Source organism: Parafrankia sp. FMc2 (assembly GCF_041008525.1).
In the GTDB taxonomy this organism is placed as follows: domain Bacteria; phylum Actinomycetota; class Actinomycetes; order Frankiales; family Frankiaceae; genus Parafrankia.
The window spans coordinates 17833-41916 of record NZ_JBFLUG010000054.1; the positions used below are offsets into that span (position 1 = coordinate 17833).

Consider the following 24084-nt stretch of genomic DNA (forward strand, 5'->3'; position numbering starts at 1 on the left):
CGACCTGATGACCGGGTAGGGGGAGGTGTGTGGGGTGACGGCCACTCCGTCGTCTTCGGTTACTGACAGAGCGGCGCCAGCGCCGGCGCCGGCGTCGACCCGCCGCCGCGGTTCGGCGTTGGAGGCGGCGATCTTCGAGGCGGTGCTCGACCAGCTGGCCTCGGTCGGCTACGTCCGCCTGACGATGGACGGCGTCGCGGCCGCGGCGCACACCGGCAAGGCGGCTCTCTACCGCCGGTGGCCCAGCAAGGAGGACCTGGTCCTCGCCACCGTCCGCCACGTGCTCCCCACCCCCGACGCCGTCGTGCTCACCGGTGATCTGAGGCTGGACCTGCTGGCGGTGCTCGGCTGCGTGCAGCGGACGGTCAACTCCACCCACGGCTCGGTGCTGCAGATGGCCGCGGTGGATTCCGGCGCGGACTGCCAGTCGCTGATCGGCGATCTGGTGATGGGGCCGTGCGAGCGCCGGATCCTCGAGATCCTGGAGGCCGGCGCCGCACGCGGTGAGGTCCGGCCGGCGGCCGTGTCGCCGCTGGTGGCGGAGATAGGCCCGGCCATGGTGCTGCGCCGCTCGATGGTGGACGGGTCACCCGTCCCCGACCGGTACCTGGTCTCGGTCGTCGACGACGTCCTGCTCACCCTGTGCGGGGTGGTCGGGCGAGCGGCCACCCGGTAGATCGCCCGGAGCGGTCCTGGCGTCCAGCGCCACCGTGTCGTGCAGGGTGAGGTGCCCCGGTACGGCCGGCAGCGTGACGAGGTCGTGCCTGAAGCTCTGGTCGCCGTCGCCGTCGCCGTCGCCGGTGCCGCCCGGGCCGGCGAAGCCGTGCCGCGGGTAGAGGTCGGCGACGACGACGTTCTTCGCTGTCGGCCGGTAGCGGGCGATGACCGCCGCGGCGCCGGCCTCGCGGGCGTGGCGCAGCACGGCGGCCAGCACCGCCTGCTCGATGCCGCGGGAGAACACCCGGCAGCTCAGCAGGAAGTTCTCCAGCACGACGGTGTCGGCCTCGGGTGCCGCGCCGGCCTGCCGGCGCAGGAAGACGGCTCCCACCAGCCCGTTCTCCCCGAACCGGTCTCGTGACCGGATGGCGAGCACGGCGTTGCCGGGGGTGTCGGCGTACGCGCGCAGCTCGGCCTGCTGCAGCCGGCGCGTCGTGGTGTGGAACTGGTTCGTGCGCAGGGTCAGCTGGCTGACCCGCGGCACCTCGTCGTCGCGCACGGGCCCGAGCCACACCTCGACGCCGAGCCCGCGCAGGTAGTCCTCCAGCGAGGATGCCGACGCGGTGAAGTCCCGTCGGGCCGCCTCGGCCCGGTAGGCGCCGGGGCGGGCGCGGTCCTCGGCGGTCAGCTCGCGGGTGTCGAACCAGCCGTCGCGCAGCAGCGCGTCCACGTGGCCGGCGGGGTCCTCATCCACCGCCACCACGGCGACGCCGGGCAGCGTCTCGCGAACCAGCCCGCGCTCGTAGGCGCTGTCGTCCACGAACACGAAGCTGTCCACCCCGAGGTTCAGGCCGGCGGCCAGCTCCCGCAGGTTGTCGTGCTTCGGTTCCCAGTTCGCGATGACCCGCACGAAGTCGTCCGCGCGCAGCGTCATGCCGGCGTGATCGGCGAGGGCGGCGCGCACGTTCGCCGCCTCGTTCTTGCTGACCGCGGCGACCAGCACCCCCTGCGAGCCGATCTGGCGGACGACGCGCTGGAACGCCCGGAACGCCTCACCGCGGAAGCTGTCGGCCACCTCGATGCCCTCGATGCCGTCATCGCCGAGGATGCCGCCCCACACGGTGCCGTCCAGGTCGAGAACGAGGCATTTGCTGGTCCGTCCGGCGACAGCGCGGGCGAGGTGGCCGACCTCCCGGGCATAGCCGGCCAGCAGCTCGCCGGAGAGGTACGCCTTCGCGTAGGCGGCGAGCCGCGGGTCGACGGCCCGGACGCCCTCGGCGAGCAGCGGATCGAGGTCCAGCACGACCACGGCGGGCTCGCGCTCGGCGAGGCCGAGCAGCCGGGCGTTGGCCGCCCGCCACACGGCCCCGAGCCGGGCCCGGGACCGGTGGTCGACCAGCTGGGCGGCGTACCGCCGCGGCAGCGGCAGGGTGTTGAGCACCAGTGTGCCGCGGCTGGCCGCGGTGAAGCCCGCGACCAGGCGCTCGACCAGATCGAGCTTCTCCTCGAGCACCCGCGCGACGTCGTCCGGCCCCCACGGCAGCCCGACCTCGTCGAACACGATCGCCGGGTCGAGCACCGCGAGGGTCAGGTCCGGCCCGTGCCGGTACAGGGCGCTCTCGGGATCGCTCAGCTCGAAGACCCAGGAGTCGAAGTCGCCGAGCCGGGGGACCGCCAGCAGGCCGTGCCGGGCCAGCTCCCCGGTGAGCGCCGGCACCAGCGGGGCGAGCGTGCCGTGCCCGGTGACGGCGATCCGGACGGTGGGCGTCGCCGGATGCGCGGCCAGCACGTCGGCCGGGTCGAGCCGGGCCAGCAGCCGGCCGGCGCGGGCCAGCTCCTCCTCGGCCGCCTCGGCCAACAGCCCGGCGAGCCGCGGGAACGCGCCGGCCAGCCCGCCCGCCCGCGCCAGCACGGTCAGCTCGTCGGCAGCCGCCCGCCTGGCGGGCGCGACGCGACCATCCGCCGTGGCCGTCACGGCGCCGCCGCCTTCTCCAGCGCGAACGCGGAGCGGATCCACTTGCTCGACTCGATCGCCACCGCCACCGCCCGCTCGCCGGAAGCGAGCCGTGGCAGCAGCCGCTCAAGCTGGAAGAACGGCAGCGCGTTGCCGGTGTTGGCGGTGTCGGGCACCACGGTGACCTCCGCCGCCCCCTCGACCGCCAGCTGCTCGACGATCTTCGCGGTCATCCGCCCGGACAACTGCGGCGGCAGCAGGTAGTCGATCTCGGAGCGCTTCCAGCCGACGTCGTCGAGCAGCTCGTCGAGCACCTGCTCGGCCAGCCCCGGGACGAGCTGCTCGATGGCCTTGTAGTCCTCGGTGACGCCGGAGCGCAGGCGGTCCCGGTCGGCGATGCCGAACCACTCGACGACGTGCCCGGACGGCCGGCCCAGACCGCCGAGGCGCACCCGCACCTCCCGCAGCACCACCGCACCGGGGGTGGCGTCACCGACGCCCAGCACGGCCGCGCCGACGCCGTCCCCGAACATCGCGGCGCTGACAAGCTCGCCCTGCGGCACCGAGCGCGGGTCGGCCGTGAGGTCCCACTGCTTGGCCGACACGTCACCGCCGAGCACCAGCGCCGTCCGGTGCCGGCCGCCCAGCAGCAGCTGACGGGCCAGGTCGAGCGCCTGCAGCGCCCCCGAGCAGCCGGACTGGAGCTGGAAGCTCGGGATGTCGTCGATGCCGAGCCGGTCGGCGATGACGTTCACCGTGGCGGGCATCAGCTGGTCGGGGGAGGACGTGGCGAGCACGAGCAGGTCGACGTCGCCCGCCGCGACCCCCGCCGCGGCCAGCGCCCGCTGCCCCGCCAGCGTGCCGAGGTCGGCCAGCCACCCGTCGACCTCGCCCGTGTTGAGGTCGACGGAGAGGTGCCGGGTGCGCGTGCCGAGGAACGTCTCGACCCACTGCTCCCACACGTCGCCGAGCCCGAAGCGCCGCGCGAGCGCGGCGTTGTCGATCGCGGGCCCGGGCAGCGCGGTGCCGACCGAGCGCAGCTGAACCTCCTGGCCGGTCATCGGGTCAGACCTCGGGGAAGAACACGAACCGCACGTCGACGTACAGCTTCGGGTTGAGCACACGCGCCTCGCGGACACCCAGCAGGCCCTCGTACCGGCCGCCGGTACCGACGATCGGGAACCGCAGCAGGACGGAGGACTGCGCCGCGGTCACGTCGAGCGGCCCCTCGTAGGTGGCCGTGCCGTCGGGCAGCGTGATGTCCTCGACGTACCAGCTGAAAAGGTGCCCGTCGGACGGACGCTGGTACACGCCCTCGGCGCGCCCGAACACCTCACCGATCTTCTTGTCGTCCGCGTCGATGAGATCGTCCTGGTAGGTGCCGTAGTCGCCGACCTTCGGTGCGCCGAGGACCCCGTCGCCAAGCTTGAGCTCGGTGGTCACCTCGGTGAGGGGCCCGATGATGATGAGACCGCTGGGGTGCTGTGACATGGCCCCAGGATGGGAGGGGCCGCTAAAGGCGGGCTAAGCGCACGAGACCACAGCGATCGTGCCCAGGCGCAGCGCTTCACGCCCCTACTCGCCGAGGCGGCCCGGCCGTGCCGGCACCGACCCAGCGACAGATGGTTCGTCGATGAGACGTAGTGCGCCACGAGGCGCTTGGCCGTATCCCCAGAGCTCAGCTGGGAGGGACTCGGAGGGAGGTTCCTGGGTCTGATGGCTTACCCGAGGCCGAAAGGCCGAAGGGGACAACAGCATGCCAGGAAACCAGCGGCTGTGCCCAGGCGTATGGGGCGACGTGCTGGGGGACCCGCGTGATACGGCGAAGGCTGGATTGCTTGAATCCCAATCTCCAGATGATGCAACGTCCCGTCCGTCGGAAAGACGCCCGACGCCGATGCCGCGCCCTGCACCGGCTTCGTACGTTGGCCGGCGCAACCTCCGGGGTGCGGAGCGATGCCCAGCGAGGGTATTCAAGGAGATGAGTGGGCGTCGGCCGGTCGAGGTCACCACGGACAAAGCACCGGTCTACCCGCGGATCCTCTCCGAGCTCCTGCCCGAGGCATGCCACGTCGACGCCGCCAAGGAGAACAACCGGATCGAAACCGATCACGGCCGGTTGAAAGCCCGGCCCCGCCCCCTCAGAACGCAACAGTGCCGTCCGACGACCAGGCGCGAGATCGTGGCTGGTCACCCATCCCACAGGTTCTCGATCTCCCGTTGCTCGCGCTCCAGCTCGTCGATCACCCGTTGTGCCGCGTCGAGGTCCTCTGCTTCGACAGTGGCAGACCATATCGCCAGAAATCCCGGGACTACCTCTTCCCCGGTGGTCCACTCGATTTCGTACTCCGGCACGCCGTGATCCTACGGCCTGCCTGCAGTGTCGCTGCTGGTCAGGGAACCAGCGGGGCCCTCCGGGCCGTGGGACCTGTCAGCCGTGGACGGCCTGGATCCAGGGTGCAGCAACCGTTGTGCCGGTGCAGGTGCGTGTTCAGAGCGTACAGCGCACAGCAGGGCCGCTCCGGCCGTGATCAGGTGGGGAAGAGTGACCCTCCGGAGGTAGGGCGGTTCCCTTGAGCTGGGCGGTCAGCCAGTCGATGCCGGCGGGTGGGAACCGCAGGACGTGTGGGAGGTGTGGGCTCCCCGTTTCCTTCCAGGCCGGTGGGCAGTTCTCGACGAGACACTCGAAACGCGCGAACTCGATCGGGTGGGGGAAGGCGATGTAGGCCTCCGCCACCTCACCGGTTTTCGGGTCGAAGCCGCCCTGGCAGGAGTACCGGGTCTCGATCCGGTGGCGCCATAGCGTCCGGATCAGCTCGGCGATTCCGACATCCACCATCGCCACCCGCCCCCGAACCATGATCCCGACCTGCCGATGGTCTGACCGGAACACCCCTGCGGCCACCAGCAGGGGCGGAGTCGCGGCCATGTCCTCTGTCGCCGCACGGATCTTCCAGACAGCCCGCATCCCGCGCACGAGTGGAACGAACCCCCCGCCGCCCGCGCGGACAGCCCTCTTATCATCAGCCGATGCCTTCGTTGATGATCTGGGGGGGTGAGCGGGTGGGAGGCAGGAGGCGGGGCCGGGCTCGCGCGGGCGTTGGTCCTGTTATCGGATCTGCCGCTGAAGCGCCGTACCCACCGGTAGACAGTGACGGGCAGTGTTGTGTTCGGCGAACGCGGCGGCCAGCCGCAGCCTCGGGTCAATGTCGACGGCGAGCTCGTAGTGGCCGCGGCGGATGCTCTGGATCAGGGAGTGTCCGGCGCTGACGGTCTGGACCGAGCGGAGGCGTTTCAGGTCGCGCATCGGCCGTAGTCGGGCTTTGAGCCGGCCGTGATCGGCTTCGATTCGATTGTTCTCCCGAGCCGCGTCGACGTGGCAGGCCTCGGGCAGGAGCTCGTCGAGGAGCTGCGGGTAGACGGGTACCTTGTCGGTGGTGACCTCGACCGGCCGCCGGCCAGGGGACAGCGCCGCGGTGATGAACCGGCGGGCGGCGGCCTGATCGCGGTGGGTGCTGGGTCAGCGAGCCATTCCGATATCGCCGTCGCGTCTTTTCCAAGGGCTTTTCTTCTGGCTTGTCAGGTGCCAGTGGCGGCAGATTGAGCAGCGGTAGACACGTAGTTCCCCCGCATCGCGGGATCGGCGCAGTGCTGCGCCGACAGCGGATCCATAGCTGCGGTGCTGATGTTTTTTACTCGGGCAGAATTTTGTCACTGTGACGCCTCCATTCTCTCGATCTTTCCGTCGTGTCCGTCGCACCGGTTCCGACGTCGGAGTTCGCGGGATTCCGGTTTCTGTCGGAGGTGATCCTGCTGGCGGTCCGCTGGTATCTGCGGTTCACGCTGTCGTGCCGGGACGTCAAGGAGCTGCTCGCTGAAGGGGTTCTGTATTGATCACGTGACCGTGTACCGGTGGGTGCGGGGCTTCGCACCCTGCTCGTCGAGGCGGCCCTGCCCTGCCGGACTGTCCCGCGCGGCAGGGGGTTCCTCGACAAGACCTCCGTCAAGGTCGCCGGGGGCGAAGGCCACCATGGACAAGGCACCCATCTCATGCGGCTCCTCGACGAGCTGCTCCCCGAGGCCTCTACCCACAGCGGGGGCTGGTCGCCGCGGTTCTTCAGGCCGTCCGCCGCGACTGCCCGGGCTGCATCCTCCGCAATGCGACAGCCCCGCACACCCTGGTTTTTATGTGATTTTGATGGAGAGGATTCGTGCGTGGGAGGCGGGTGCGCCGTCCGAGGTGCCGCCTGCGATGCCGGGTGAGGTCAGTGCGTCGAGGACGTCGAGTCCTTGGACGATGTAGCCGAAGACGGTGTAGCTGCCAGCGAGTGCGGAGGTACCGGCGGGGGTCGGGTCGGCGTAGTTGATGAAGAACTGGCTGCCGTTACTGTCCGGCTGGCTGCTGTGGGCCATGGCGAGCACGCCGCGGTTGTAGTTCACGTCTGTGGTGTTCTCGTTCGCGTAGCCGAAGCCAGGACCACCGGTGCCGGTACCGGTTGGGTCGCCGCATTGGAGGACGGAGATGCCGGCGGCGGCGCCGCCGGTTTGGCGGTGGCACGGGGTGTCGGTGTAGTAGCCGGATGCTGCGAGGGAGCGCAGCGCGTTGACGGTGCAGGGTGCTTTCGCGCCGTCGAGGGTGGCTGTGATCGTGCCCTCGCTGGTGGCGATGACCATGGTGGCTGTCGCGGTGGAGACGCCTTCACCGGGCGGGAGCGACGCTGATCGTGATGCCTGCTCCCCGGTCGGGGTGTAGAGGCAGGTCGCCGTGCCCGTCTTTTGCGGGGGTGCGGTACCGCCGGAACTCGCGGTCGGGGTCTCATCGCTGGTGCTGGTCTCTGCCCGGCTGATGTCGCCGGTGGCGCCCGGAGCACCGGCGGTCGGTGAGAGGGCGGCCGCGTTCGCCGTTGTCCTGTCGTCGGTGTCGCCGCCACTGGTCGCGATCAGCGTGGCGATGCCCCCGACGAGGACCAGGACAACTACGACGGCGGCGACGACGGCCCGCTGGTTGCGGCGAGGCCCACCACCAGGCGGGCCTGGCGTTCGGTCTCCCGGTCTGCCCTGCGCGGGTGGTGTGCCGTAGGGGGCAGCAGGTGTGTGCTGGACATCTAGTCCTGGCAGCGAGGTCGCTGTCCATGGGGTCGCCCCAGCGGGCAGCGGCGGGTTGCCTGGCTGGATGCGTGTGTCGTCGCCGGGCGGCGGAGCCACCCGTTCAGTGATCGCTACGGGCTCGTGCGCGCCGGCGTGTAGATCGCTACTGGCGTGGCCCGTCGGATTCTGCCGGTCGCCGGGACTCAGACGATCTAGGGGCCGTGAGGTGGTGCCGGCGGCAGCCGAGCGCACTGTCTGCTCAAGTTCCGGATCCACGGCGGAACGGCTGAGCCAGTCGGTGCCGAGCGAGAACGCGGCGGCACCCGCGAGGTCCACGGCCAGCGCCTGGGCATCTTGGTAGCGGTCGCCTGGATCTTTCGCTACGGCGCGGGCCACGACCTCGGCGATAGCCCGCGGTATCCCCAGTGGTTCCAGGGGTTGCGGATCTTCGTCGAGGTGGGCGCCGCGCAGGGACTCCAGCGTCGAGGGCTGATGAGCGAACGGATGCCGGCCGGTGAGGAGCTCATGGAGGATCATGCCCAGGGCGTAGATATCAGTGGCGGGGCGCAGCGTGCCCAGGTTCCACTGCTCGGGGGCCATGTACTGCGGTGTCCCGATGACCCTGCTGGCAGCGACCGCCGTGCCGTCCAGCGCCTTGGCGATACCGAAGTCGGTCATCTTCAGCTTCGCGTCCGCGGTGAACAGCATGTTCTGCGGCTTCACGTCGCGATGGAGCACGCCTCGGCGATGCGCGGCACCGAGACCACCAGCCGCCGCCAACCCGACTGCGCACACCGTCTCGACACTCGGGCGGGTGACCGCCGCAGGACCGGGCCCCGGCGCGGCCACCGTGCGCATCCGAGCGCGCAGGTTCCCACCGGGAAGCACCTCCATGATGATCAGCCCGAGGCCACTGTGTTCCCGGTAGTCATAGACACGCACAACATGCGGATGGTCGAGCTCGGCGAGCGTGCGCGCCTCCGCTGCGAATGCCGCGACGTCGGCGCCACCGAACCCGGCAAGGATTTTGACGGCGACGTCGCGGTGCAGATGCCGGTGTCGTGCAGCCACGACCAACCCGAACGCACCGCGCCCGAGCTCGGCGCCCATCTCGTAGTCAGGAAGCGCTGCTTCCAGCACAGCCCGGTCAAGTATCAAAACGAACCTCGATCACCAGACGCCCCCCGCGCCAAGAACCCGATGGCCACCAGGTGGCCTGGGTTCCGTGCCGACCAGTGAGTCGCCGTCCCAGGGCTCGTACCCCGCTGCTCGACGAGCGACTCGCCGTGATCATCCCATCGTAGTGGGACCCTCAACGTATCGGGGCATGGCATGTCAACGCCGCAATCCGGACCTTCCCGAACCAGTCAGGACCGGCGCATTCCAGCCAAGCGGATGCAGGCGGATGCAGGCGGGTGCGGGTCGTCTACTTGTGGGCGAGGGCGCTGTTGCTTCCGGTCAGGACAGGACCTTCGTGCTGCGGGTCGGACATGCCCGCGTATGACGGTGGAGAGGGGCCGTCGGCATGCTTCGGATCGTGATCGTCCAGCGACTCGCCGGAGTGGCGGTCCGTGGATGTATTGAAGCGCTGAACGGCCCTGTACCGCCTGCCTGGACCGGGGATGTGCCTGACCGCCGAGCAGATCGGACAGCTGATGACCGGCGGCACCTGGGGACGCCGCGTTCGTGGTCGGGCAACGAGAACCGCGCGCACGCACGGAGCGCCCTTTTCGATCGTGGCATGCTCGCCCGGTGGATCAGGCGAAGGTCGCGGTGTCCAGACGCGGGACGGCGGCGAGCAGCGCGCGGGTGTAGTCGTGCGCGGGTGCGCGCAGCACCTGTTCGACGTCGCCCTGTTCCACCAGCTCGCCGTCCCGCATTACCAGGACCCGGTCACAGGCGTGGTAGATGACGCCCAGGTCGTGCGAGATGAACAGCATCGCCACACCGAGGGTGTCCTGGACGTCGGCGAACACGTCGAGGATCTGCGCCTGGATGGAGACGTCCAGCGCGGACACCGGCTCGTCGCAGACCAGCACCTCCGGCTCGGGCGCCAGCGCCCGGGCGATGGCGACCCGCTGCCGCTGGCCTCCGGAGAGCTGGGTGGCGCGGCGCGGGAGCACCTCGGCGCCGAGCCCGACGAGGCCGAGCAGCTCGACGATCCGGTCCCGTCGGCGCGCTGCCGCGCGGCGGCCCGGCGCACTCAGCGCCTCCCCGACGATCCGTTCGACGGTGTAACGCGGGTCGAAGGAACCGAGCGGGTCCTGCGGGACGAGCTGGATGCGGTGCCGGTCCGGCCGCCGGGCCGCCTCGGGCAGCCGTGACCAGGGTCTTCCGTGCAGCCGCACCGCCCCGTCGTCCGGCTCCAGCAGCCCCAGGACGATCTCCGCCGTGGTGCTCTTGCCGGAGCCGGACTCGCCGAGCAGCCCGACCGTCTCGCCAGCCCGCAGCTCGAAGGAGACGCCGCGGACGGCCGGCCGGCGCGAGCCGTCCGGCCCGCGAAAGCTCTTCCAGACCGTGTCGACCTCGATCACCACGTCGTCGGCGCGCCGCACCCGGCCGCGCGCCGGGCCTGCCTGCGGAGCCGGCCACGGCTCGTCCGTCCGCCAGCACCAGGCGCGATGCGCGACCGCGACCGCGACCGCGGCGGCGGTGTCCCGCGGACCCGCCTTGTCGGGCCGGGACCCGACCTCGGCCTCGACCGCCACCGGCTCCGGCTCCGCTGACCGGCAGCGTGCCTGGACCAGCGGGCAGCGGGCGGCGTAGCGGCACCCGGCCGCGTCCGGCGCGGTGACGGCCGGCCCCGTTGCCGCGTCCCGGCGGATCGCCAGCCGGGTGCCGCGGGCGTGCGCGGACGGGATGGCGGCGAGCAGCTCGCGGGTGTAGGGATGACGCGGCGAGCGCAACAGGTCCTCGACGCTGCCTTCCTCGACGAGCGCACCCGCGTACATCACCGCGACCCGGTCCGCCAGCCGGCTGACGACGGCGAGGTCGTGACTGATCAGCAGGAGGGCCTCCCCGTCCGCCTTGCGGGCCGCGAGCAGGTCGAGGATCTGCGCCTGCACGGACACGTCCAGCGCGGTGGTCGGCTCGTCCGCGACCAGCACGGAGGGCTGCCCGGCGAGGGCCGACGCGATCAGCGCCCGCTGGCGCAGCCCGCCGGACAGCTCGTACGGGCGCTGCCGAGCGCGTACCGCGGGCTCCGGCACCCGGGCTTCGGCCAGCAGCTCCACCGCCCGGGCGGCCCGCGCGGCCCGGGGAACCAGGCGGTGGTTGCCCAGGGTCTCGGCGATCTCGGCGCCGACCGTACGGACCGGGTCGAGGGAGGACAGAGCATCCTGGAGCACCAGCCCGACCCGCCGGCCGCGGATCCGCCGCCAGTCGCGTTCGCGCAGGTCACGCAGGTCCTGGCCGGCGAGTTCGAGCCGGCCCGCCGACACCGACCCACCGGCGCCCACCAGGCCGACCAGCGCGCGGGCGGTGACGCTCTTGCCCGAGCCCGACTCGCCGACGATCGCCAGGCATTCGCCGGGCGACAGCGTGAAGCTCACCCCGCGGACAGCCGCGAGCGGCCCCCCTCGGGTGGCGAACGTGACCCGCAGATCCTCCACGGTGATCAGCGGCCCCGCGCCGGCCGTGGGCTGTACGCGGCCGGCCGAGGGCTGTGCGCCATCGGCCGTGGGCAGCGCCCGACCGGCCGTGGGCAGCGGGCTCGCCGTGGCGGTCCGTTCAGAACGTGCCACCGGGATGTCTCCCCTCGAAGCGCCGCTGCAGATCACGGCCGACGATGTTGATGGCGATCACGGTCACGGTGATCGCGAGCCCGGGGAAGACCGCCATCGCCCAGGAGATGGTCAGGAAGTCCTTGCCCTGGGCGAGCATCGAGCCCCACTCGGCGGTGGGCACCCGCGGGCCGAGCCCGAGGAAGCTCAGCGACGAACCCGCGATGACGGCCGCGCCGACGCTCAGCAGCGCCAGGACCAGCAGCGGCGCGAACGCGTTGGGCAGCACATGGCGCAGGTGGACGCGGGCGCGCCCGGCGCCGAACGTCACCGCGGTGCGCACATAACCGGCCTGGCGGATCACCAGCGCCTCGCCCCGCACCAGCCGTGCGAACCCGGGCGCGCTGGACAGGCCGATGGCGATGGCCGCGTTGGTGCTGCTCGGGCCCAGGACGGCCACGACGAGCAGCGACAGCAGCAGCCCGGGGAACGACAGCAGGACGTCGGTGATCTGCATCAGGATCTCGTCGACCAGCCGGCCGCAGGCGGCGGCCAGCATCCCGACCAGGCAGCCGAGGAGCAACGCGATGGCGGTCGCGCCGACACCGATGAACAGCGACACCCGGGCCCCGTGCACCACCCGGCTGTAGACGTCCCGGCCGAGCTGGTCGGTGCCGAACCAGTGCGCGCCGCTCGGCCCGAGCAGGGCGTCCACCGGCTCGACCGCGTTCGGGTCGGCCCGGGCGAGCAGGCCCGGCCAGATCGCGGCGAGGCCCACCAGGGCCACCAGGAGGGCGCTGATCGCCACGCCGGGCCCGATCCTCCTCAACGGATGACCTCCTTCATCGGATGACCTCCTTCATCCGCGGGTCGATGACCCGGTAGAGCAGGTCCACGGCGATGTTGAGCAGCGTGAAGATCGTCGCCGCCACCACCGCGACACCCGTGACGAGCGGAAGGTCGCGCCCGGCGATGGCCGTCGCGGTGATCCGCCCGAGCCCCTCCCGACTGAAGATCGTCTCGACCAGCACGGCTCCGCCGAGCAGCGTGCCGACGATCCAGCCGGCGAGCGTCACCATCGGGATCAGCGCGTGCCGCAGGGCGTGCCGCAGCCGCACCGCCGTCTCGCCGGTGCCCCGCGCGCGTGCACTGAGGACGAACGGCTGTTCCAGCGCCCGCTCCAGGCCCTCCCGCATGACCTGCGCGAAGACGCCGATCAGGCCGAGGGCCAGGGTGACGGCGGGGAGCACGATCCCCTCCAGACTGTCACCGCCCGCCACCGGGAACAGCTGCAGCCGGAACGAGAACGCCGTCAGCAGCAGCACACCGACCCAGAAACCCGGCGTCGAGATCATCACCAGCTCGGCCGCGGACGACAGCCGCCGCCATCCGGACCGGCGGCCGGCCGTGGCGACGGCGAGCGCCGCCGCCGCCACGAACGCGAGCCCGAACGCGGCCAGCGCGAGCTGGACCGTCGGCCACAGCTGGCTTCCGATCACCTCCGCCACCGGCCGGTGCAACTGGTAGGACCGGCCGAGATCACCGCGCAGCAGCTGACCGAGGAACCTGCCGTACCGGACGGGCAGCGGCCGGTCGTACCCGAGTTCGTGGCGGGTCTGCTGGTAGACCTCCGGGCTGGGCGCCGCGCCGCCCATCATCACGTGCACCGGATCGCCGGGCACGATCTGCAGGGCGCCGAAGGCCACCGTCGCCGCTCCGACGACGACCAGGACCGACAGCGCCAGCCGGCGGGCCAGCCACCGCGCGGTGGGCGTCACCGCGTGGGGTCCAGCCAGGTGTCGAAGAACGCCAGGTTCGACGACTGCTCGAAGCGCAGGCCGTGCACCCGGTCCGACGCGCCGACCAGGTTCGCCCCGACGGTGAGGGGCACCGCCAGTGCGTTGTCGATGATGTACTGCTGGGCCTCGGCCCAGTTCCTCGTCCGCACGGCCGTGTCCGTGGTCGTCGACGCCTCGTTCAGCAGCCGGTCGAGCGTGGGGTCGTTCAGCCCGAACAGGTTGCCGCCGCCCTTGGTGATCCCCTGGTCGGAGGCGAACGCGAAGCGCAGGATGTCGCCGTCCGGCCGCTGGTAGCTGCCGCCCCAGACGTCCAGGTCGGCGGCGAAGATGTGCTGGCTGAAGGTACCGACGTCCTCGCTGACGTACTGCAGGTCGATGCCGACCTTCCTGGCGTCCGCCTGCACGCCCTGCGCCACCACGCCGCGGCTGTCGCGGTCCAGCTGCGCACCGGTCCGCCAGACGACGGTCAGCCGCTTCCCGTCCTTCGTGCGGAAGCCGTCACCGTCCCGCTCCCTCCAGCCGGCCTCGTCGAGCAGCCGGTTCGCCAGCGCCTGGTCGACCTTCCAGGTGCCCTCCAGCGACCTGTCGTAGCCGATGGTGGTCGGGCTCAGCAGGCTCCAGGCACGCCGGTACTCGCCGAAGTACACGGAGGTGACCAGCTCGTCGAGGTTCACCGCCCGCAGCAGCGCCCGGCGGACCCGCACGTCCGACAGCGGCTCGCGGGTGGGGTTGAGGAGCAGCGAGAAGGCCAGGCCGGGCGAGTCCGCGCGCAGGTACTGCAGCGAGTTGTTGGCCTTCAGCGTGCGGATGTTCGCCGCCGGCGCGTTGTTGACGACCTGGACCTGGCCGGAGGTCAGCGCACCGAACCGGGCCGTGTCGTCGGAGATGAACTGGAAGGTGATCCCGTCCAGGTAGGCCGGGCCGTCGTGGCTCGCGGCGTCCGGCGCCCACTGGTAGGCGGTGTTCTTCGCCAGCACCAGGTCACGGTTCTTCGTCCAGCTCACGAACGTGAAGGCACCGGAGCCGACCGGCCTGGTGCACAGCTCCTCCGCGGAGCGCCGCAGCGAGTCCGGCGACTGGATGCCGAGCGACGGCGTTCCGACGCTCTGCAGGAACGTCGCGTCCGGCCGCTCGAGCACCACCTCGGCCGTCCGCGGGTCGATCACCCGGGTCTCCTGGTAGGCGCTCAGCAGCGCACCGGCGTACAGCGACTTCGTCGCCGGGTCGACCGCGTGGTCGAAGGTCGCCTTCACCGCGGTGGCGTCGAACACCGACCCGTCGTGGAACCGCACGCCGTCACGCAGCGAGAACCGGTAGGTCCTCCCGTCCGGGGAGACCGTCCAGCTGGTCGCCAGCCACGGCTTCGTCTCGCCCGTCGCGGTCTGCGAGACCAGCGAGTCGAAGATGTTCCGGTTGATGACGCCGGTGACCGTGCTCGGGTCGTAGCCCGGGTCGAGGCAGCCCGGCTCCTGAATGGTCGCGTAGGTGAGCTTCCCGCCCGCGACCGGCGTGGCGTCGGTCGCCGGCGTGCCGGCGGCGTTGTCCGCGCCGCCGCACGCGGCGGCCGTGACGCCCGCCAGCGCCAGAACGGCGACGAGGCCGGTCGTTCGCCGGACGGCCCGCGTGCGCCGCCCACCCCCCTGAAACCTGGTGTTCATGACTTCCCTATCAGTCGGTGTGGCGGTGCCGGCGGGTGGTGCGGTGCCTCGCCGCGCTGGCGGGGCGGCCATGGCGCGCTCGCGCCGGTCCGGGTCCGGGTCCGGAACCGAACCTGGACCTGGACCTGGCGAACCGGCCGCATCGGCACCGAGCCGCGCGGGTACGTGTGAGCCGGGTGGGCCCGGTGCCGGGTGGGCCCGGTGGTGCCGCGGGCCAAGGTTCGCAGACCGCGCGGCTGCTCCACATCAGAAGAACTACGTACCTGTGACGAGACGTCGGCCGGCACGCACCACAGCCGGCGGACGCCGTTCTCGTTGGGGCCGCCGTCGGTAGGGGCGGCCTCGGTACTGCCACAGGCGTTGGTGCACCGGGACGACGAGCGTGCCGATGTGCTGCGGGAGTGGGGCGCCGACGTCGTCGTGGGCGACCCGACGCGCCCGACCGACGTGGCCGGCGCGCTCGACGGCTGCCGCCGGATGCTCTTCAGCATGAGTGTGTCACCGGACTACCTCGAGGCCGCGGCCACCGTCGCGACAGTCACCCGGGCGGCCGGAACCCTCGAGGCGCTGGTCGCCATGTCGCAGATGACGGTGTCCCAGATGACCGCGGTCAGCACCGAGGAGTCGCACCAGCAGCGGCTGCACTGGCTCGCCGAGCAGGTGCTCGACTGGTCCGGGCTGCCGGTGCGGCACCTGCGTCCCACCGTGTTCCTCGACAACCCGCTGTTCACCACGCTGGCCGCGCGGTCGATCGCCGCCGACGCGACCATCCGGCTCCCGTTCGGCCGTGGTCGGACGTCGCCGATCGCCGCCGCGGACGTCGCCTGGGTCGCCACCGAGCTTCTCGCGGATCCGGGGGACCACCGCGAGCACGTGTACGAGCTGACGGGCCCGCGCTCGCAGGACATGGACGGGGTGGCCGAGGAGTTCGTGTCCGGGCTGCCCGGGCTGCTGCCTGCCGCGACCGACCGGTTGCGGAGCGCCTGAGGGTGGAGCGCCCGGGGGTGGGGAGATGGTGCCGTCAGGCGACCGGGACGAAGGTTCGGAAGGATGCGGCGACGCCGCCGAGGGTTACCGGGCGCTGCTCGGCGGCGACCTCGTGCGGCTGGCCGAGGCCGACCTGGCTGACCTCGGCGAGCCGCTCGTACTGCTTCTCGTCGAGGTGGACGTCCAGCGCGCCGAGGTAGTCCTCCAGCTGCGCGACGGTGCGTGGGCCGATCACCGGAACCAGCGCGGTCGACGTCCGGTCGGCGTGGGCGCGCAGCCAGGCGGTCGCGACCTGCCCGGGTGACGCACCGAGCTCGGCGGCGGTCTCGAGTACCGCGTCGAGGACGGCGGTCTTGTGGGCGCTGTCCTCGGTGTGGATGACCCGGCCGAGGTCGGTGAGCCGGCCCGCGCTGCTGGTGCGGTACTTGCCGGTGAGCAGGCCGCCGCCGAGCGGGGACCACAGCGCGGCACCCAGTCCCAGCGCCTCCGTCATCGGCAGGATCTCGCGGTCGGCGGTGCGCTCCACCAGGCTGTACTCGAACTGGACGGCGGTGACGGGTGCGAGCCCGCGCAGCTCGGCGAGGGTCGCGGCCCGGGCGGTGCGCCAGGCCGGGAAGTTCGACAGCCCGAAGTAGAGGATCTTGCCGGCGCGGACCAGGTCGTCCAGGCCGTGGACGATCTCCTCGACCGGTGTGACGGCGTCGGGGAAGTGCACCCAGAGCAGGTCGATGTAGTCGGTGCCGAGCCGGGTGAGGCTACCCTCGACCGCGCGGGTGAGCGGGCGACGTCCGTTGCCGGTGTCGAGGACACCGCTGTCGGGCGTCAGGCCGAGGCCGTACTTGGTGGCGAGGGTGAACCGGGAGCGCCGGCCGGCGAGCAGCCGGCCGAGGATCTCCTCGGACTCGCCGAACTGGTAGCTCTCCGCCGTGTCGAGGAAGGTGCCGCCGGCGTCGGCGAACCGGTCGAGGATCCGGGCGGCCTCCTCGGGCTCCGCGCCCGTGCCCCACCGGGTGCCGAAGTTCGCGGCGCCGAGCGCCAGCTCACTGACCCGCAGACCGGTGGTGCGGCCGAAGGTGGTATGCCTCATCTGAGTCTCCCGACGAGTGGACCGCGCGCCGCGATGGCACGTCGCGTCGCCCACAAGTAGAACGATCGGTTTACGTATGGCTACCCGGCGACCGTAGCAAGGCCTGGACGGAAGTACAACGATCGGTCTACGTTGGCGCCATGTCACGCGACCTGACCGCGCCCGACCGGCAGCCCGTGACGTCCGGGCCGCCGGCACCGCGGGCGGCACCAGAGCCGGCGCCGCCGGGCCAGGAACCGGCATCTCCGCTGGTGCCGCCACCAGCACCGCCACCTGCGAGGCGCGGCGGGCGGGGCGCCCGGGAACGGATCCTGCGCACCGCCGAACGGCTCTTCTACACCGAGGGCATCAACGCCACCGGCATGGAACGGCTCACCGAAGCCGCCGAGGTCTCCAGGCGGACTTTCTACCAGCACTTTCCCAGCAAGAACGCGCTGGTCGAGGAGTACCTGCGCCGCCTCGACGCCGACCTCGTGCCGCACGAACGCGTCCTGCGGCGCGACGACCTCGCCCCCCGCGACCGGCTGCTCGCCCTGTTCACCGCAGACCCCACCCGCGACGGCGACGGTGGCGGCCAGGACGCGGACGGTGATCCCGACGGGGGGCTGGAAAAGGGGACGGGCAGCGTCGGCGCACGGCCGCAGCGGGCCCGGGTACGCGGCTGCCCGTTCCACAACGCCGCGGTGGAGACCGCTGGCACACTGCCCGCCGTCGAGCGGACGGTGATCAGGCACAAGGAGGCGTTCACCGACCTGCTGACCGACACCGCCCAGGCTGCCGGCGCCGTCGACCCGCCCGTGCTCGCACGTCAGCTGGCAGTGCTGTTCGAGGGCGCGACGGCCCTGGCCACCTCCCTGAACGACCTCGCCCCGATCGCCGACGCCCGGGCGGCGGCCACCATCCTCATCGACGCAGCCTGTCACCGGCGTCCCGCGGGGCGCCGTCGAACGCCGTGAAGATCGTGGCGTAGCGGCCGCCGCGGGCCAGCAGCTCGTCGTGGGTGCCGACCTCGGCCACGCCGCCGTCGTCGACGACGACAACCCGGTCCGCGCCGCGCACGGTCGACGTCCGGTGGGCGACGACGAGCACGGTCCGACCGGCGGTCGCCGCGGCGACCGCGGCCTCCACGACTTTCTCCGTCCCCGGGTCGAGGCCGGATGTCGCCTCGTCGAGGACGACGACGTCCGCGTCGAGCAGGCACACCCGTGCCAGTGCGACGAGCTGCCGCTCGCCCGCCGAGAGCAGGGAGCCGCCCTCGCCGACCTGGGTGGCGAGGCCGTCGGGCAGGGCGGCCAGCCAGTCGCCGGCGCCGACCGCCGCGACGGCCCCGGTGAGCTCGCCGTCGGTGGCGGCGGGGCGCACGGCGCGCGGGTTGTGCGCGAGGGTGCCGGCGGTGGGGTCGAACAGACGCGCCATCAGCTTGGCGAGCGTGGACTTGCCGGCCCCGGTCGGCCCGACCAGCGCCACCCGCTCGCCGGGCGCGAGCGCCAGGTGCACAGCACGCAGGACGTCGGGCTGGTCGTCGCCGTAGCGGAAACCGACGCCGTCAGCGTGCAGGGGACCGACGTCCGGCAGCTCCCGGGTGCCTTCCGGCAGGTCCACCGGCTCGTCGAGCAGCGCGTAGATCTTGCGCAGTGCGGCAGCCGCCGACTCCAGCACGGTGACCAGGAAGCTCAGCGACTGCACCGGTTCGAAGGCGAGCAGCAGGTAGAGCACGAAGGCGCTGAGCGTGCCCACCGTCACCGCGTCGCGGGCGGCGAGGCTGCCGCCGGCGGCCAGCACCGCAGCGATGCTGCCGACGGTCGCGAACTCCATCGCGGTGAGATAGACGGACTGGATGCGGACCGCCGTGATGTTCGCGTCCAGCTGCCGGCGACTGCGCGCCACCAGGGCGTCGGCGGCGCCCGCCTCCCGGCCGAAGGCGCGCACGACGCGCAGGCCGGCGAGCTGCTCGGTCAGCGCGCTCACCGTGTCCGAGACCCGGTCCCGCACGGTGGCGAACGCCGCGCGGGAGGTGCGGCGAAACCACACGGTCGCGGCGAACAGCCCCAGCGCCGGCAGCAGGCAGACCAGCGCGAGCTCCCACGACAGTGCGACGAGCACCGCGGCCAGGAACACGAGCGTCAGCACCGCCTGGGCGAAGGGCACGACACCGAGCTGGACGGCGTCCTGCAGGGCGTCGACGTCGGCGGTCAGCCGGGACACCAGCACCCCGGCCGGAGTGCGGTCGAAGTAGCGCACCGACATCGCCATGATGTGGTCGACGGCGCGGCCCCGCAGCTCCCGCACGAACCATTCGCCGATCCGGCCCACCAGCTCGAGCTGCAGCCGCGCGAGCACGAGGCCGGCGACAGCCACACCGAGGTAGAGGGCACCGGCCCGCGTGATGACGCCGGTGTCGGGCCTGTCACCCACCAGCCCCTCGTCGACGGCGTAGCGCAGGATCCACGGGCCGGCCAGCGCCGCCGCCGTGGTCGTCACCAGCAGCAGCGCAGCCAGCGCGACGGCCGGCCAGCGCGGCCGCAGCACCACCAGCGTCCGTCCCAGCAGCCCGTCGTGGCGCGGCGGCCGGGCCGTCCGTCGCGTCGCCCCGGTCGCGGCGGTCTCCGGGGTCTGCCCGGTCTGCCCGGTCTGCCGGGTCTGCCGGGTCTGCCGGGTCGCGGAGGCCGCGCCGACTGCGGTGAGGCCGTGTCCTGCTCCGTTCTGGGCCTGGGAACGAGACCGCGCGGGCCGCCGGCAGCCGCTCCGCCGGGACGCGACATCACGGCACCGCCGGTACGGCGCTGTCCACGGGCACGCCGAGGCCCGGCACATCCTGACGGGACACACCGGCGGGCTGGGTGGCCAGCACCTGCCGGTAGTGCGGCGAGCGAGCGAGAAGATCATCGTGGGTGCCGGTGGCGACGACCCGGCCGTCGTCGAGCAGCACGACGCGGTCGGCGAGACCGATGACGGCGGGCCGGTGCGCGGGCCAGCGACAGCCGCTGGCGCTGGCCGCCGGACAGCCGAGGCCGCGCTCACCGACCGGTGCGTCGTAGCCGCCGGGACGTCCGTCCACCACGTCCTGCGCGCCGGCCAGCCGGACCGCCGCCCGCAGCTGTTCCTCGCCGGCCGCCGGCGCGCCGAACCGAAGGTTGTCGCGGACCGTCCCGCTGAACAGGAACGCATCCTCGAAGCCGACCACCAGCCGGGCCCGCAGCTCGGGCAGCGGCCATTCCCGGACGTCGCGGCCGCCGACGAGGATCCGATCGCCACCGACGTCGTAGAACCGGGGAACCAGCGCGCCGAGAGTGCTCTTGCCGCTGCCGGTCGCACCCACCACGGCGACGCATTCGCCGGCCCGCACCACCAGGTCGAGCCCGCGCAGGACGTCCCGGCCACGGGCGTAGCCGAAGGTGACCGCTTCGAACCGCACCTCAAGGCCGCCGCCGGGCCCGCGGGCGGCGAGGCCGGCGGGCCGCGCCGCCGGCTCTCGCGCCGCCGTCGGCTCCTCCAGCGACGTCGGCTCCTCCAGCGACGTCGGCTCCGCCGGTGAGGTGGGTGGCGTGGGGGGCGTCAGGGGCGTGGGCGACGTGGCCTCCTGCGGCTCGTCGAGGACCGTGGCGATGAGGCCCGCCGAGACCACGGCGCGCTTCAGCTGGGACGCGGTCATGCCGGCGATCCGGAGCGGGCTGACGATCATCAGGCCGAAATAGCTGAACTGGACGAGCTCGCCGACGGCCAGCGCCCCGCCGGCGACCCGCAGGCCACCGATCCACAGCACGCCGATCAGCCCGAACGCCGGCAGCAGTTCGATCAGCGGCAGGTACGCGGCCCGCACCGAGTTCAGCCGCACCGCCGCCCTCTGCACCTGACCGGCCTGGTCGTGGACGCGGCGCCGGGTGTCGTCCTCGGTGCCGAGACCCTTCGCGGTGCGGATCCCCGAGATCGACTCCTCGACGGCGCTCGCCAGCCCGCCGAGCTCGGACTGCAGATCCAGCGCGCGCGGCCCCAGCGCCCGGGTGAACCGGACGGCGATCGCGAACACCGCGACGGCTGGCGCCAGGGCGACCACCGCCAGCACCGCGTCGATCCAGGCGAGCAGGACCGCGGCGCCGATCAGCATCACCAGGTTCGAGACCATGATCGCAACGTTGATCACGGCTGCTGGGCCTGCTGCAGGTCGGTCGTGGCCCGGGCGACCAGCACTCCGCTGGGATGGCGGTCGTGGAACGCCGCCGGCAGCCGTATCACCCGGGCCAGCAGCCGGTCCCGCAGATCCGCCTCCACGACGAAGGCAAGGCGCTGTCCGTAGTAACGGCGCAGCCCGGCGAACCCGTCGCCGACCACCGCCAGACCGGCGAACAGCGCGACCCCGAGCCACAGCTGGCCCGAGCCACCGCCGAGGACGCCGGCGTCGACCGTGTGCGCGACGAGCAGCGGCGCGGCCAGCTTCGTGCCCGTCCAGAGCAGGCCGGCACCGATCCCGGCGGCCATCAGCCGCCGTCGGCGGCCCACCGCTGCTGTGATCAACGCCAGTCCCGGGCCGCCCCTCACCCGCCAGCGGTGCGGGACAGCGTGGCGGCCAGAGCTGCCGGGACCGGCGCGATGTCGTCACGCCTGGCAGCCTCACCGCGGTCACGCCGGGCGACCTCCTCGCGCACCAGCGGGATGAGGTGGCGGCCGTAGTCGATCGCGTCGTCGTAGGGGTCGTAGCCGCGGATCAGCAGGGTCGTGACGCCGATGTCGACGTAGTCGAGCAGTGCCGCGGCGACCGTCTCCGGCGTGCCGACCAGCGCCGTGGAGTTCCCGCCGCCGCCGATCGCCGCGGCCAGCGGCGTCCACAGCGCGCGGTCGTGCAGCTCACCACTGGCCGCGGCGGCGAGCAGCCGCTGTGAGCCGACGTTCTGCGGCGCGCCGGCGGTGCCGGTGAAGCCACGGAACTCCTTGAAGTACTCGGCGGCGCGGCCCACGTTCTCCGTGGTCGACGCCAGGATGCGATGCGCCCGCTCCCAGGCCTCCTCCTCGGTCGCGCCGAGGATGGGGCGGAACGACACGCTGATGCGCGGCGGTGTGGTGCGCCCGGCGGCGGCCGCGGCGGCGTTGACGGCCGCGATCTGCTGCGCGGTCTCGGCCAGCGGCTCACCCCAGAGGGCGAACACGTCCGCGTGCTTCCCGCCGACCCGGTAGGCGGCCTCGGAGGAGCCGCCGAAGTAGATCGGCAGGTGCGGCTGCTGCACCGGCAGCACTCCGGAGACGTGGTCGTCGAGCTGGTAGTACCGGCCGTGGTGGGAGAACGGCTCGGTCGCGGTCCACGTCCGTCGCACCACGTCCAGGTACTCGTCGGTGCGGTCGTAACGCTCGTCCTTGTCGAGGTAGTCGCCGTCGCGCCGCTGCTCGGTGTCACTGCCGCCGGTGATGATGTGGATCGCCACCCGGCCGGCCGAGAAGTGGTCGAGGGTGGAGAAGTACCGTGCCGTGACGGTGGGGAACACGACCCCGGGCCGGTGCGCGACCAGATAGCCGAGCCGCTCGGTGTGCGCCGCCGCATACGCGGCGACCTGCAGGTTGTCGACCGACCCGCTGCTGTATCCGATGAGGACGCGGTCGAAGCCGGCGTCCTCGTGCGCGACGGCGAACCGGCGGGTGAACTCGCGGTCCACGACCGGGCCGGCGGTGAACTGGCTTGCCTCGGAACCGGGGCGGGTGGCGATCAGACCGATGAACTCGACCGGCATGGCGGTACCTCTCTCCACGCTGGTGACCTGGCGGCGACGTGGCTGTGTGGCGACGTGGCGGCCCGGCGGCGCGGCGGCATGGCGATCAACGGCATGGCGACGGGGACGAAGGGGGAGCCGTGGGGCGGCGCCCGCCTACATCCCGATAAGTCGATGGGAAAAGTGAACTTAAGGCTGCAGGCTCGCTGACCTGGACACTTTTGTCAACACGCGGACAATCGGTCACGGACTCGACGCGCAGCGGCAGGCGCTCCGGCACTACCTACCGGTTCCGCGGTGCCACCAGGTCCGCGGTGATCTCGCCGACCTGCCGGGCTCCGACCAGCGCCATCGCCCGCCGAAGCTCCCCTGTCACCGTCTCCAGCAGCTGGTGGACGCCGTCCGCGCCGCCCGCCGCGAGCGCCCACAGGGTCGGACGTCCGAGCAGCACCGCCCGGGCGCCGAGGGCGAGCGCCGCCAGGGTGTGCACGCCCCCGCGGATCCCGCCGTCGACATAGGTCTCGGCGCCGGTGCCCGCCAGGGCGTGGGCGACCTCGGGTAGGGCGACGGCGGTGGGGACGGCGGCGTCCAGCTGACGGCCGCCGTGATTGCTGACGACAACTGCGCCCGCCCCCGCCCGCACGGCGGCCACCGCGTCATCCGCCCGCAGGATCCCCTTGACGACGACAGGAAGACCACTGATCTCCCGCAGCCACCCGATGTCGTCGAATGTGACGTTGGTGGCCGCGGCGATGTCCTCGGGTGCGATGTCGGTCAGCAGGCGTCCGCCGTACCAGGGCGCGTCGGCACCCGGCCAGGGGTACGGGCGGTCACCGAGGATCGGGGTGTCGACGGTGAGCACCAGCGCGCCGGCGGCGGCGTCCACAGCTCGTGCCACAAGCTCGCGGGTGACGGCCCGATCGCGCAGGAGGTACACCTGCGCCCACCAGGCGGGGCTGGTGTCGCGCACCTCGGCGTAGGGCGTGGCGGTCAGGCAGGAGACGCAGATCAGCGACCCCGCCTTCGCCGTGCCCCGGGCGGTGGCGATCACCCCGCCGGACGTTATGTCGCCGGGCGCCGCGCCGCCGGTGTCGATCACGTGTTGGGCGGCGGTCGGGGCGACCAGTACCGGGGTGTCGACGGGGGTTCCGAGGACGGTGGTGGCGGTGCTGACCTCGGTGACGTCGCGCAGCACCCGTGGGCGCAGCCGTAGGGCGGCCCAGCTCGGGGTCGCCTCGTCGAGTGCGTGGTCGGCGCCGGCGCCCTGCCGGAAGTAGTCGTACACGTCCCGGGGCAGCCGTGCGGCGGCCCGCTGCTCGAGTTCGTCAACCCAGGTCACCGGCCAATTATTCACTTCTCTACCGAGTTTGTGGAGAGCATGTGGTTCGGGTGCCACCGCAACCGAGAACCGTGGGTCGAGCTTCTGGCATGACCGA

18 protein-coding genes and 4 pseudogenes are annotated in these 24084 nt (G+C 72.4%); 5 read left to right on the forward strand and 17 right to left on the reverse strand.

All coding sequences use genetic code 11. The features are described 5' to 3' along the window. The first annotated feature begins 34 nt into the window (after positions 1-34). The gene (locus tag AB1460_RS19195; RefSeq protein WP_368963002.1) at positions 35-676 is read left to right on the forward strand and encodes a TetR-like C-terminal domain-containing protein; all 642 of its coding nucleotides are present in this window, start codon (positions 35-37) and stop codon (positions 674-676) included. On the opposite strand, the gene AB1460_RS19200 is transcribed toward AB1460_RS19195, so the two are convergent. Genes AB1460_RS19200 through AB1460_RS19210 form a run of 3 tightly spaced genes read right to left on the reverse strand, consistent with a single transcriptional unit; the run spans position 587 to position 4102 of the window. Then, positions 587-2632: an HAD-IIIC family phosphatase gene (locus AB1460_RS19200; protein WP_368963003.1), complete on the reverse strand. Its 2046-nt coding sequence runs from the start codon at positions 2630-2632 to the stop codon at positions 587-589. The genes AB1460_RS19195 and AB1460_RS19200 overlap by 90 nt on opposite strands. Then, the gene (locus AB1460_RS19205; protein ID WP_368963005.1) at positions 2629-3672 is read right to left on the reverse strand and encodes a 3-oxoacyl-ACP synthase III family protein; all 1044 of its coding nucleotides are present in this window, start codon (positions 3670-3672) and stop codon (positions 2629-2631) included. Before AB1460_RS19205 ends, AB1460_RS19200 begins: the two co-directional genes overlap by 4 nt. Before the next feature lie 4 nt (positions 3673-3676). Next, a complete protein-coding gene (locus AB1460_RS19210) occupies positions 3677-4102 on the reverse strand; it encodes an allene oxide cyclase barrel-like domain-containing protein (protein ID WP_368963007.1) in 426 nt (141 codons plus the stop codon). Between the two features lie 490 nt (positions 4103-4592). On the opposite strand from AB1460_RS19210, the pseudogene AB1460_RS19220 reads away from it, so the two are divergent. Beyond that, positions 4593-4748, forward strand: a pseudogene (locus AB1460_RS19220) (DDE-type integrase/transposase/recombinase); the annotation flags it as partial. 53 nt (positions 4749-4801) lie between these two features. Here AB1460_RS19220 and AB1460_RS19225 read toward each other — a convergent pair. The 3 genes and pseudogenes from AB1460_RS19225 to AB1460_RS19235 form a co-directional block, all read right to left on the reverse strand. Then, entirely contained in the window at positions 4802-4966 is a 165-nt protein-coding gene (locus tag AB1460_RS19225) for a hypothetical protein (RefSeq protein WP_368963042.1), read from the reverse strand. A gap of 136 nt (positions 4967-5102) precedes the next feature. Next, positions 5103-5588: a hypothetical protein gene (locus AB1460_RS19230; RefSeq protein ID WP_368963009.1), complete on the reverse strand. Its 486-nt coding sequence runs from the start codon at positions 5586-5588 to the stop codon at positions 5103-5105. Between the two features lie 132 nt (positions 5589-5720). Beyond that, positions 5721-6128 (reverse strand): annotated as a pseudogene (locus AB1460_RS19235) (DDE-type integrase/transposase/recombinase); the annotation flags it as partial. 230 nt (positions 6129-6358) lie between these two features. Here AB1460_RS19235 and AB1460_RS19240 point away from each other — a divergent pair. After that, a pseudogene (locus AB1460_RS19240) lies at positions 6359-6679 on the forward strand (IS6 family transposase); the annotation flags it as partial. 117 nt (positions 6680-6796) lie between these two features. On the opposite strand, the gene AB1460_RS19245 reads toward AB1460_RS19240, so the two are convergent. From AB1460_RS19245 to AB1460_RS19265, 5 genes are all read right to left on the reverse strand, one after another. Further along, on the reverse strand, positions 6797-8839 hold the full coding sequence (locus AB1460_RS19245) for a protein kinase domain-containing protein (RefSeq protein WP_368963011.1): 2043 nt from the start codon (positions 8837-8839) through the stop codon (positions 6797-6799). A 617-nt stretch (positions 8840-9456) separates the two neighbouring features. Next, positions 9457-11442 (reverse strand): dipeptide ABC transporter ATP-binding protein, encoded by a 1986-nt coding sequence (locus tag AB1460_RS19250; protein WP_368963013.1) that lies wholly within the window; start codon positions 11440-11442, stop codon positions 9457-9459. Next, positions 11429-12250, reverse strand: a complete 822-nt coding sequence (locus AB1460_RS19255) for an ABC transporter permease (RefSeq protein WP_368963015.1) — start codon at positions 12248-12250, stop codon at positions 11429-11431. The genes AB1460_RS19250 and AB1460_RS19255 overlap by 14 nt, the downstream gene beginning before the upstream one ends. A gap of 13 nt (positions 12251-12263) precedes the next feature. Then, entirely contained in the window at positions 12264-13199 is a 936-nt protein-coding gene (locus AB1460_RS19260) for an ABC transporter permease (protein ID WP_368963017.1), read from the reverse strand. Further along, positions 13196-14878 (reverse strand): ABC transporter substrate-binding protein, encoded by a 1683-nt coding sequence (locus AB1460_RS19265; RefSeq protein ID WP_368963019.1) that lies wholly within the window; start codon positions 14876-14878, stop codon positions 13196-13198. Before AB1460_RS19265 ends, AB1460_RS19260 begins: the two co-directional genes overlap by 4 nt. A gap of 315 nt (positions 14879-15193) precedes the next feature. On the opposite strand from AB1460_RS19265, the pseudogene AB1460_RS19270 reads away from it, so the two are divergent. Further along, positions 15194-15820, forward strand: a pseudogene (locus AB1460_RS19270) (NAD(P)H-binding protein); the annotation flags it as partial. A gap of 79 nt (positions 15821-15899) precedes the next feature. On the opposite strand, the gene AB1460_RS19275 reads toward AB1460_RS19270, so the two are convergent. After that, positions 15900-16952: an aldo/keto reductase gene (locus AB1460_RS19275; protein WP_368963021.1), complete on the reverse strand. Its 1053-nt coding sequence runs from the start codon at positions 16950-16952 to the stop codon at positions 15900-15902. A 248-nt stretch (positions 16953-17200) separates the two neighbouring features. Between AB1460_RS19275 and AB1460_RS19280 the strand changes: the two genes are divergently transcribed. Then, positions 17201-17908, forward strand: coding sequence for a TetR/AcrR family transcriptional regulator (locus AB1460_RS19280; RefSeq protein WP_420497316.1), 708 nt, complete (start codon positions 17201-17203; stop codon positions 17906-17908). Here AB1460_RS19280 and AB1460_RS19285 read toward each other — a convergent pair. The 5 genes from AB1460_RS19285 to AB1460_RS19305 form a co-directional block, all read right to left on the reverse strand. After that, positions 17856-19484, reverse strand: a complete 1629-nt coding sequence (locus AB1460_RS19285) for an ABC transporter ATP-binding protein (protein ID WP_368963025.1) — start codon at positions 19482-19484, stop codon at positions 17856-17858. The genes AB1460_RS19280 and AB1460_RS19285 overlap by 53 nt on opposite strands. Positions 19485-19713: 229 nt before the next feature. Beyond that, complete coding sequence (locus AB1460_RS19290; protein ID WP_368963026.1) at positions 19714-21093, reverse strand: ABC transporter ATP-binding protein; 1380 nt, start codon at positions 21091-21093, stop codon at positions 19714-19716. Continuing rightward, on the reverse strand, positions 21090-21464 hold the full coding sequence (locus AB1460_RS19295) for an ABC transporter transmembrane domain-containing protein (RefSeq protein ID WP_368963028.1): 375 nt from the start codon (positions 21462-21464) through the stop codon (positions 21090-21092). The genes AB1460_RS19290 and AB1460_RS19295 overlap by 4 nt, the downstream gene beginning before the upstream one ends. A gap of 20 nt (positions 21465-21484) precedes the next feature. Beyond that, a complete protein-coding gene (locus AB1460_RS19300) occupies positions 21485-22669 on the reverse strand; it encodes an LLM class flavin-dependent oxidoreductase (protein ID WP_368963029.1) in 1185 nt (394 codons plus the stop codon). A gap of 262 nt (positions 22670-22931) precedes the next feature. Next, positions 22932-23987 (reverse strand): alpha-hydroxy acid oxidase, encoded by a 1056-nt coding sequence (locus AB1460_RS19305; protein WP_368963030.1) that lies wholly within the window; start codon positions 23985-23987, stop codon positions 22932-22934. Positions 23988-24084: the final 97 nt, after the last annotated feature.